This is a genomic window from Clostridium sp. LS (assembly GCF_002760435.1).
GTDB lineage: Bacteria > Bacillota > Clostridia > Clostridiales > Clostridiaceae > Clostridium.
Window position 1 is genome coordinate 1 of the sequence record NZ_AUUU01000154.1, and the last position, 10,318, is coordinate 10,318.

Consider the following 10,318-nt stretch of genomic DNA (forward strand, 5'->3'; position numbering starts at 1 on the left):
TAAGACACCACCCTTTCACGGTGGTAACAGGGGTTCGATTCCCCTAGGAGTCACCAACAAAAAATAAGTTCTAGCATAAGCTAGGACTTATTTTTTATTATGTATTTTAGGTAATATTGTTATTATAAGTATATTCAGGATTCAGGTATAAAGTTTTTCGAATATATAAGAAATAAAAGTAATGAATTGAATTCTATATTGTTAATACCAACTATAAAATTCAGCAATAGATGATTTTGAACTTCGCACTGTTTTAATCAAAAAAAACACCCTATTAAATAGATAAACACTAGCCATTAAGGCTATATCTATTTAATGGGGTGTTTTTCTCATAAACTACTTATTCTCTTTAAATGGTATATTTTACATTATAATTGTACAATCTATTTACTGTTTAAAAGAAAATTAAACACTGAATAAATCATTCAAACACTAAAGGTTAGGATAAAAACACTATACATTGCAGAGAAAACACTAAACATATAATTATAAAAATAATATTTTATTTTAGAAATGTATTCTAAAATAAATATAAAAGATATAATATTTAATATTAAATGTAATTAGATTTGTGCTATTGAAAGACCTACTATATAAGAATAATTGTAGTTTATAGTAATAAAAAATAATAAAATATTCAAATTTTCAACAGTGTTTGGCACAGTTATTGCTATATATAATAGCGTAAAGAAATAAAGTACAAATTGGAGGAGTAGAAATGGATCAATTAGAAATGGCAATAATGAATATTATAATTAATGCAGGAGATTGCAAAAATCATGCTTATATGGCACTTGGGATGGTGAATGAGGGTAAGTATGAAGAAGCTGACAAAGAGATGGATTTAGCTAACGAAGCTTTAGCTAAGGCACACGATGCACAAACAGAAATGCTTCAAAAGGAAGCAGCAGGAGAAAAAATTGAATTATCAGTTTTATTTGTTCATGCGCAAGATCATTTAATGACAGCTATATCAGAAAAGACTTTAATAGCACAAATTATAGAATTAAGAAAAGTGGTAAATACTTTACTTAAATAGTAATTTCAAAAATGATACATATGTTATTTACATATGTACATAATAACTACGCGGCAATATAAATACAATTTAGTATTTAATATATAATTTTAGTTTATAGAAAAAATTTAAGGAGGAAAATTATATGATTACAATTAAATTATTCTGCGCATCAGGAATGTCAACAAGTGTTTTAGTTAATAAAATGAAGGAGGCAGCTAAAGTTAAAGGTGTAGATGCAGAAATTATTGCATACCCAGAATCTCAAATGGATAGACACTTAGATAGTATGGATGTTGCGCTTTTAGGACCACAAGTTGGATATACTCTAGGTAAAGCAAAGAGTCTTTGTGAACCAAAAGGAGTTCCTGTAGAAGTAATACCTATGGTTGACTATGGAATGATGAATGGAGCTAAAGTATTAGATCTAGCATTAAGCTTGATTAAGAAATAATAATATAAATTTATTTATCTTAGTATTAACATTACTTGTTAATACTAAAATAGTAAAAAATATATGAAACATATATGTAATGTTACTTAAGTAATATTAAGTTTGAAAACCATTAAATTAATAAAAACTTAACAAGGTAATAATAGCAAATTTGTATTTGTAATTATTCATATTATATTTTTAATTCTAAGGAGGAATAATTATGTCATTTAATCAAACACTTAACGAAAAAGTAGTTCCAGTAATTATGAAATTCGTTAATCTTAAAGGTGTCCAAGCGTTAAAAGATGGTATGATGTTTACTTTACCATTAAACATTATTGGATCAATATTCTTATTAATAGCAGCTTTCCCAGTAAAAGCATTTACAGATTTTATGGTTGCAACTTTTGGAGCAGGTTGGAATGATCCATTATACAAAGTACAAGGATCAACAATGGGTATTATGGCATTAGTAGGAGTTATAGGTATGACTTACTCTTACTGTAAAAATGAAGGCATAGAGCCATTTTCGCCATCAGTAATTGCTTTAAGCGTATTTGTTATTGTTACTAATAACTTTGTTACTTATCAACCAACACCAGATGCAGCTCCTATTCAAGTAGGTGGAGCTATTCCTACAGCTTGGGTTGGTGGAGCAGGTATGATTACAGCAATCATAGTAAGTTTAATTGTTTCATTTGTTTATAGTGCAATGGTTAAGAGAAATATTACAATCAAAATGCCAGAAGGTGTTCCTCAAGGTGTTGTAAACGCATTCTCAGCTTTAATTCCAGCTGCTATTATATTTACAGGAGCAGCTATTGTATATGCAACATGTAAATTTGGATTCCAAACTTCTTTTGTAGAAATTATTTATAAAGTTGTTCAAACACCATTACAAGCTGCATCAGATTCATTACCTGGAGCTATGTTAATTGCTTTTGCTGTTCCATTCTTATGGTTCTTCGGAATTCACGGAGGTATTACAGTTGGAGGTATGGTAGGCCCATTATTAACTGCTAATACTGCATTCAATGCAGAATTACAAAAAGCAGGAACTTTAGATCTTGCTCATGGTGCTCATATAGTAACTCAGCAATTCTATGATAACTTTGTTAACTTAACAGGTAGTGGTCAAACACTTGGACTTACATTATTACTATTATTCCTTGCAAAATCAGCTCAATATAAACAATTAGGTAAGTTAGCTCTTCCTCCAAACTTATTTAATATTAATGAACCAATATTGTTTGGTATTCCAGTAGTAATGAATCCAATCATGGGTGTACCATTTATACTTGGGCCAGTAATAAATGCAATGTTACTTTACTTTGCAATTGCATCAGGATTACTTGCACCAATGGGTGCGCAATTACCACCTTGGACAATTCCAACTGTTATTTCAGGATTTATAATTGGTGGTCCTAGCTATGCTTTAGCACAATTTGTATTCTTAATAGTTTCTACTGTAATTTACTTCCCATTCTTTAAGAAAGCAGATGCTATAGCTTATGCTGATGAGTTAGCAGCTCAACAAAACAATTAATATAAAAATATAAGCTAAATTCAAAATGTACCCTATAAGATAGATGATTTAATTATAGTCTATTTTATAGGGTACTTTTATGTTTAAAGTTTAGTATTTTATGACAAAATAAAATGAGGTAAATTAGTTATGATTTATTTTTTGTTAAATAAAACAAAGGTCTAAAATACTGGATTTTTAAGGAGAATCTTATGAAAAAAATATTAAAAGGATTATTAGTATCTATTGCTATATTAAATATTATGGGAATAATATTACAATATTCTATTGTAAAAAAATATGAAACTAAAACAGAGAAAAGATGGATTGCATACAATTAAAGAAAAAGAGGTACTTACTATTGTTGACCACCTAAAGAGTTACCATTTTTTTATGTGGATGCTAAAACAAAAAAAATATCTGGAATTGATGCTGATATTATAAGCGAAATTGCAAATTGTCTTGGAGTTAACAAAGTTGATGTAAGAGAAACTTCATTTTCAGATTTATTTGGAAAGTTAAACGCAGATAATAGTATAGACATGGCGGTTGGAGGAATATTTATTACTCATGATGGTGAAAAGCAGGTAGCATTTACTGAGCCTTTGTATAAAGAAACAGAAACAGTTATTGTCCTAAAATTCTCAAATCTTAATTTTAAGAGTGATTTAAAAGTTAAAGAAATTATTTAAAGGAACTAAATGTAAAGTTCAATCTGAGATAATTTCAATTATTTTCTGTTCAATTTAAATTTACATAAAAATATTGTAACAATTTATATGGTTGATCATACTATATAATTAAGTGATAAATAAATGAAAGCAGTGTTACAGTAGTTCTAAAAAGTAATACTAATAATTTAGATGCAGTTCATTGCCTCTATAAAGATTATCACATTAATTATTTATTACTAAAACAAAAGATAATAAGGAGTTGAAACTTTTATGGCACAACCTCATTTTACTAGAGTTAATGCGTTCCTAGAAGGTGCCAATCTTTGTGTCACATTTAAAGAAGCTGGATTAGGTAATAACCAATTAATCACCTACACTCTTTCTGCAAATGCATCAGCTGAATATGCATGTGTTAATAAAGGGGGACAGTTTCCACAAGCTTCAAATAAGGAAACAGTTTCAGGGCCAGTAAGCACAACAGCTACTTTTGAATCAGATCGAAACGGTCAGGTTACTGCTACAATTTGTTTATCACCTCCACAACCAGGAAGTTTTTCTTGCCCTCCTGGTCAACAATTAGTTCTTGTAAGTGTAACTTATAATACTGTTACTCTTACTGATACAACAAATTCAGTTACTATAGGTGTTTCTGGAACATTTTCAGACACATTTGTTAACCTAGCATAAATTTGATTAAATTACTATTCTATGTTCAAAAAACTATAGATTAAAAATAAAAGGGCTATCCTATTAGGATAGCCTGTTGTTTTTAAGAAATATAGCAACAATTTGCATGCTTATACATATTGTGTAACTAGATAATAAACAAATATCTAAATATATAATTAATGTTACAGTATTCATGCAAAGTAATACTAAAAATGTAAGAATTAATGAGTTACTATACTAAATATTAAAAAAATAAGGAGTTGGAACCATTATGGCGCAACCTCATTTTACTAGTATTAATGCATTTTTAGAAGGAGTTAATCTTTGTGTTGCATTTAAAGAAGCTGGGTTAGGTAATAATCAATTGATAACCTATATTCTCTCTGCAAATGCTACTGCTGAATATGCATGTATTTACAAAGGTGCACAGTATCCACAAGCATCAAACAAAGAAGCTGTTTCAGTAGCAGTAAGCACTACTGCTACCCTAAAATCAGATAAAAATGGTAAAGTCATAAATACAATTTGCTTATCGCCTGGATCACCAACAGATCTCTCTTGTCCTCCAGGTAAGCAATTGGTTCTTGTAAGTGTAACTTATAATGTTGTTACACTTACTGATACTATTAATCAAATAAGCATAGGTGTTTCAGGAAATTTTTCGGATACATTCGTTGATCTTGTATAGATTTAGTTAAGATAATTTCTATGCTTTAAGAACGAGGGCGGTTCTTTTGGGACAGCTCTCGTTTTTAGGTAAATATGATTAATGAAAATTTTATTAATTTACATTTGCTATTTTTAAAAAGTTAAATAATTATATTTCAATTGAATGAATATAAGGTATAGTTATGTTAGATAAAGTTAATAGTATAGATTATTCATCTGAAAGTAATAACATAAATTTGAGTAGTACTGTTAAGGCATCATTAAACAGTACTGGAAATGCTGAAATATCAGCTAATAATATTGATAGTAGTAAAATTATAAGTGTGGTTAAAAAATTTACTAATGATTATAATAAAGCAGTTAACTTTTTAGAAGATAATTCAAGTAAATAAACTAAAATTGAGAAGTTAGCAGATTCTTTTGGATTTACTAAATACAGTAGCAGCTCCTTATCATCCATTGGAATTACAGTTGGATCTGATGGAAAGCTTTCAGTAAATGAAAATAATTTAAAAATGCAATAAGCAGTAATTACAAAAATGTTAAAGATATTATAGGTGGCTCTTTAGGAATAGCTAATCAAACTTATTCTAAAGTACAAGATGCCATGTATAATTCTAAAGATTTATATCCAAGCTTTCAATTTGATTCTGGCAGTAGCTCAATATACTCATATAAAAATTCAAATGTTGTATATAGTCAGTATAGTGCATTATTTTCAGGAGGAGTCTTTTTAAATTCGCTAATGTAAATTAATAATTTAATTATGAAAAGTATTCGTTACTAAATAAAAATTATATTAGGGACGAGTACTTTTTTATTTTAAATGACATCAAATTAAAATAAATTTTTTCTTTTAATGAACTGCTAGAATAAGTAAAGAAAACATGCTTTGTTAATACTTGACAAAATTAAGTATATATATTATAAGTATAATTATGATATATATACTTATAATAATTACACTTACTAAAAGGAGGATAAAAAATGGAATTAAGATTTAAAGTTGAGGTAAATGCTGCAAAGGAAACTATTTGGCCTTATTATGCTGATCCTTTAAAGCGACATATTTGGGAAGAGGATTTAGAAAGTCTTACATTTGACGGTGAATTAAAAACAGGAACTACGGGGAAAATGAAACTGAAAGAAATGCCAGAAATGTCTTTTACACTGATTAATATTGTTCCTAATGAGTCTTACTGGGATAGAACAGAGGTGCCAGGTATTGGAGGTATTTTGTTTGAACATGACATTTTAAAAGAAAATGGAAAGATATATATTCAGCACACTGTCAGCTTAAATAAAGAAAATCCGTCAGAGGAAGATTTTAATTTTCTTTGTGGTGTATTCTCAGATGTTCCGGACTCTGTTATGAAAATTAAGAAGGAGGTTGAAAAATAAATTGGAATTTCCATCTACTCGCTTTAAAGATGATGCAGAAGCATCTACTGGGCTTTTATTCATACGCGTATATAATAAGTGGCACACAGTAATTACCAGGGAACTTAGAAAATTAGGAATAACTCATCCTCAATTTGTTGTACTTACTACATTAAACTTTCTTAGTCAATCAGATGAAAATGTTACGCAAGCAAGCATTGCTAAGATGGCTGATATGGATGTAATGTCAGTATCGCAAATTATTAAGGGATTAGAAAAAAATGAATTCATAAAACGAACAACTAACCCAAATGATAGCAGGGCAAATGCAGTTACATTGTTACCAAAGGGACAAGAAATGGTAAGAGCTTCTCTTCCAATAGTTGAAAGAACAGATGATGAATTCTTTGGCGTTTTAAAGGAAAAAGAAAGTATTTTTCGTCAATATCTCAAGCAAATGGAGTAAGACTTATAAAGCAGCAGTATTACTACTTATTAACTGTTGCTTTATTTTTTGTATGTCCTGGTAGAACTTAAATAATAAACCTGCAGTAGTGGCTTGAGCCATTGTTAAAACTAGTGAAGTAATTTTTTGATATCTAATATCTCTATCTTTTTCATAGGAATATTTCTTGTATGCATTAATTGCTCCCTTGCTATTAAAATAAATATAATTGTTTAAGGAATTAAAATATATTCCCCCTTCCTCAAGTTTGAATTCATCATAATGAAGATGGGCTCTAATTACCCAATTTTCATAACTTCTATGGTTATTTAGTAAGTGAACATTAGCGTGTTGGGGAACAGTCAAGTCTTGAATCAAATGGCAAGCTGCACCTAAATAAAACATTGCAGTTTTAATATTATTAGCTGAATATTCTTTAAGTGCTTTAGTATAGTAAGAAAGACACTCTATTTTTGCATTACTGCTTCCATACAAACCTTTATTTTTATGTGGGTTATAAAAGTGATTATTGCTTTTCAAATCTTGATCAGCCCAGACTACTCCTGCATTTATATCATCTATGTAATAATCCATAAACTTATAAATTTCTTTATATCCATCATTTTTTAATATTATTAAGGACTGGATATTTATAAATTTATGAACTTTGCATTCAGTTTTAATTATTTTCTTTTTTACAGGATTTACAGCTTTTAATAGACCTTTAAATGCATATGAATAAGATTTTTCTAAAGTATTCATGATTATCATTCCTATCAAAATATTTATACTCTTCTTATTATAAACATAAGTTAAGTAATTATCCGCAGAAGTTATTAATATGGATGTATAATACCTAGAAAGATTATTATTTAAAAATTTTACGATATAAATAAGTATAAAAGCTATGTTATATTTGAATTATAAGCTGGAAGATTTATAATTTCTATATAAGAAATTGTAATTTCAAAATATTGTTAAGAAAGAGGTGTGAATTTTGAATAAAATTAATAGAAGAATGAGATTAGTAATAATTTCTCTGATATTATTTACTTTAGGAATATTATTTGGTATTTCGTTTGGAGGAAAGCCAGCTTATGTAGATCTTATACTAAATTTTATAGGTCTAAAACCGTGGTCAGGTAATAATACAGGATTACATTACACTGCAATTATAGCTTTAATATTTTTAATACCAGGCGTAGGCTTAGGATATGTGTTTTTAAAAGAAACTCTGGAATTAGAAAATATAAATAATAGGAGAAGAATAGAAACTTGGGAATGTAAATTAAGTATATTTATTATTTTAATAAGTTCCTTTATTTTACCAGGAGAAATAATACAATCTGGAAATTGAAGGGTTGAATATGTATCAATATCTTCAGGATTTAGAAAAGTATTTGAAATTTGGTACAAGAAAAATAATCAGAGCCTTTGGTGATAAAATGGCAGATGTTATATAATGAGGTGGTCACAATAATGGAATTTGTGGAAAAGACTTCAGAAATGAAGTATAGAAAAGATAAAAAGGGAAATAAAATATCTATATTAGGCTATGGCTGCATGCGTTTTACTAAAAGAAATGGCAGCACTGTTATTGATAAGGCAGAAAAAGAAGTTATGGAAGCAATAAATAGTGGAGTGAATTATTTCGATACCGCTTACGTTTATCCAGGAAATGAAGCAACACTCGGTGAAATTCTAAAAAGAAATAACTGCCGAGATAAGATATATATAGCAACTAAGCTTCCGCATTACTTGATTAAGTCAAGAAAAAGTTTAGAAAAATATTTTAATGAACAATTAAGAAGACTCAATACAGATTATATTGATTATTATCTTATGCATATGCTTACTGATGTTAAGACATGGGAGCGCTTAAAAGCATTAGGCGTAGAGGAATGGTTAAAGGAAAAAGTAGAAAAGGGGCAAATTAGTAATGTTGGTTTTTCTTATCATGGAAATACAGAAACTTTTCTTCAGCTTTTAGATGCCTACAATTGGGACTTTTGTCAGATTCAATATAATTATTTAGATGAACATAGTCAGGCAGGAAGAAGAGGCCTTGAAGCAGCGAGTAATAAAGGACTTCCTGTAATTATTATGGAGCCATTAAGAGGTGGAAGGCTGGTTAACCTATTGCCGAAAAAAGCTAAGACTATAATTAAGGAAAATTCAAGGAAGCGTACACCAGCAGAATGGGCATTCCGTTGGCTTTGGAATCAACCTGAAGTTACCTGTGTACTATCTGGAATGAATTCTCTTGAAATGGTTCGGGAGAATATAAATGTTGCAAAGTATGTAACAGCCGGTGAATTTACAGAAGAAGATTTTGATCTTATTGAACAAGTAAAAAATGAAATCAAAAGAAACATTAAGGTAGGATGTACAGGCTGTGCCTATTGTATTCCTTGTCCTAAAGGTGTAGATATACCTGGAACATTTCACTCCTATAATATGATGTATTCTGAAAATAAGAAAAATGGCAGAAGAGAATATCTTATGTGTACTGCTCTGCGAAAAAACACAACTAGTGCTTCACAGTGTGTTGAATGTGGTAAATGCGAAAAACATTGTCCACAACATATCGAAATTCGAAAGGAATTAAAGAACGCCAGCAGGGAACTTGAAACACCTATATATAAAATTGCAAAAACTGCTGTGAGATTATTTAAGATATATTAGCTAAATTAGAACTGAACCCAATGAGTATTCATCGGATTCAGCCATTTTATTTATTAGATTACTGTTGCTGGAATTGTAATTGTAACTGTTGCACCTGGAGCAATATTACCGACATTAACTATAATATTTGAAGGAGTTGAACTAGGATCAACAGAACCTTGAGTTGTTGTTACTCCACCAGGTGTAAAGATAATATGATTTGGAGCAGCATCAGTCATTATTACTCCAATAGCTGTATTTGGGCCAAGGTTAGTAATTCTTATTGTGTAGGTAAAAGTATCACCTACAAATACTGATGAGACATTAGCTGTTTTAGTAACACTTAAATTAGCACGACGAGTTCCTCTAAATTTAATACAATTTTGCCCATTAGCAGTATTAGTATTTTCACCTTCAGCTTGGGCAGTATTTTCTATAATAGAAAAAGGAAGCAACCCTGATAAATTATCAGTAGAATCAGGAAGAGACCTTAATAAGTCATCAGAAAAAGTGATCATGGACATAGATATTTCCTCCCCTTTATCATTTGAAGAATAATTGTTACTTTATAGATATTATATTCCTTAAATTAGATTATGTTACTAAAATTAATAGTTAATTGATTTCTTTAATTAATAATGTTATATTGTAATGGAACATATATAAGATAATAATAAAGTATGGGTTTGATCAAGAACTATTTTGATTAATTAAAAGGGAATCAGGTGAAATTCCTGAACTATCCCGTAGCTGTATTAGAGGAGTTTAAGTACTTTTGATGTCACTTGGAAACAGGGAAGGCGTACTTAAATGATGATTCTTAAGTCAGAAGACCTGC

General features: G+C 29.4%; 14 protein-coding genes and 1 riboswitch. Of the genes, 12 read left to right on the forward strand and 2 right to left on the reverse strand.

The annotated features are described in order from the left end of the window. The first annotated feature begins 718 nt into the window (after nt 1–718). From COL3_RS24605 to COL3_RS24645, 10 genes are all read left to right on the forward strand, one after another. A complete protein-coding gene (locus COL3_RS24605; protein WP_008427918.1) occupies nt 719–1,039 on the forward strand; it encodes a PTS lactose/cellobiose transporter subunit IIA in 321 nt (106 codons plus the stop codon). Between the two features lie 124 nt (nt 1,040–1,163). Then, nucleotides 1,164–1,472 carry a PTS sugar transporter subunit IIB gene (locus tag COL3_RS24610; RefSeq protein ID WP_008427920.1) on the forward strand — a complete coding sequence of 103 codons (309 nt, stop codon included), beginning with the start codon at nt 1,164–1,166 and terminating at the stop codon, nt 1,470–1,472. A 202-nt stretch (nt 1,473–1,674) separates the two neighbouring features. Then, a complete protein-coding gene (locus tag COL3_RS24615; RefSeq protein WP_008427922.1) occupies nt 1,675–3,000 on the forward strand; it encodes a PTS sugar transporter subunit IIC in 1,326 nt (441 codons plus the stop codon). Nucleotides 3,001–3,191: 191 nt separating this feature from the next. Further along, nucleotides 3,192–3,320, forward strand: coding sequence for a hypothetical protein (locus COL3_RS29670; RefSeq protein ID WP_008427925.1), 129 nt, complete (start codon nt 3,192–3,194; stop codon nt 3,318–3,320). 54 nt (nt 3,321–3,374) lie between these two features. Beyond that, nucleotides 3,375–3,671 (forward strand): transporter substrate-binding domain-containing protein, encoded by a 297-nt coding sequence (locus tag COL3_RS24620; RefSeq protein WP_008427927.1) that lies wholly within the window; start codon nt 3,375–3,377, stop codon nt 3,669–3,671. 252 nt (nt 3,672–3,923) lie between these two features. Continuing rightward, nucleotides 3,924–4,340 carry a hypothetical protein gene (locus COL3_RS24625; RefSeq protein WP_008427929.1) on the forward strand — a complete coding sequence of 139 codons (417 nt, stop codon included), beginning with the start codon at nt 3,924–3,926 and terminating at the stop codon, nt 4,338–4,340. Nucleotides 4,341–4,593: 253 nt separating this feature from the next. After that, nucleotides 4,594–5,010 carry a hypothetical protein gene (locus tag COL3_RS24630; protein ID WP_008427931.1) on the forward strand — a complete coding sequence of 139 codons (417 nt, stop codon included), beginning with the start codon at nt 4,594–4,596 and terminating at the stop codon, nt 5,008–5,010. 163 nt (nt 5,011–5,173) lie between these two features. Then, nucleotides 5,174–5,383: a hypothetical protein gene (locus tag COL3_RS24635; RefSeq protein ID WP_008427932.1), complete on the forward strand. Its 210-nt coding sequence runs from the start codon at nt 5,174–5,176 to the stop codon at nt 5,381–5,383. A gap of 595 nt (nt 5,384–5,978) precedes the next feature. Beyond that, entirely contained in the window at nt 5,979–6,392 is a 414-nt protein-coding gene (locus tag COL3_RS24640; RefSeq protein WP_008427934.1) for a hypothetical protein, read from the forward strand. A 1-nt stretch (nt 6,393) separates the two neighbouring features. After that, entirely contained in the window at nt 6,394–6,837 is a 444-nt protein-coding gene (locus COL3_RS24645) for a MarR family transcriptional regulator (protein ID WP_008427936.1), read from the forward strand. Nucleotides 6,838–6,840: 3 nt separating this feature from the next. On the opposite strand, the gene COL3_RS24650 is transcribed toward COL3_RS24645, so the two are convergent. Then, nucleotides 6,841–7,578: a zinc dependent phospholipase C family protein gene (locus COL3_RS24650; RefSeq protein ID WP_008427939.1), complete on the reverse strand. Its 738-nt coding sequence runs from the start codon at nt 7,576–7,578 to the stop codon at nt 6,841–6,843. A gap of 235 nt (nt 7,579–7,813) precedes the next feature. On the opposite strand from COL3_RS24650, the gene COL3_RS24655 reads away from it, so the two are divergent. Together COL3_RS24655 and COL3_RS24660 are read left to right on the forward strand one after the other, a co-directional pair. Next, a complete protein-coding gene (locus tag COL3_RS24655) occupies nt 7,814–8,173 on the forward strand; it encodes a hypothetical protein (RefSeq protein WP_008427941.1) in 360 nt (119 codons plus the stop codon). A 122-nt stretch (nt 8,174–8,295) separates the two neighbouring features. Beyond that, on the forward strand, nt 8,296–9,501 hold the full coding sequence (locus COL3_RS24660; RefSeq protein WP_008427944.1) for an aldo/keto reductase: 1,206 nt from the start codon (nt 8,296–8,298) through the stop codon (nt 9,499–9,501). 53 nt (nt 9,502–9,554) lie between these two features. Here the strand turns inward: COL3_RS24660 and COL3_RS24665 are convergent, their stop codons facing one another. Beyond that, nucleotides 9,555–10,004: a DUF11 domain-containing protein gene (locus COL3_RS24665; RefSeq protein WP_008427945.1), complete on the reverse strand. Its 450-nt coding sequence runs from the start codon at nt 10,002–10,004 to the stop codon at nt 9,555–9,557. 141 nt (nt 10,005–10,145) lie between these two features. After that, a riboswitch (cobalamin riboswitch) is annotated at nt 10,146–10,318 on the forward strand. This riboswitch is flagged as partial in the annotation.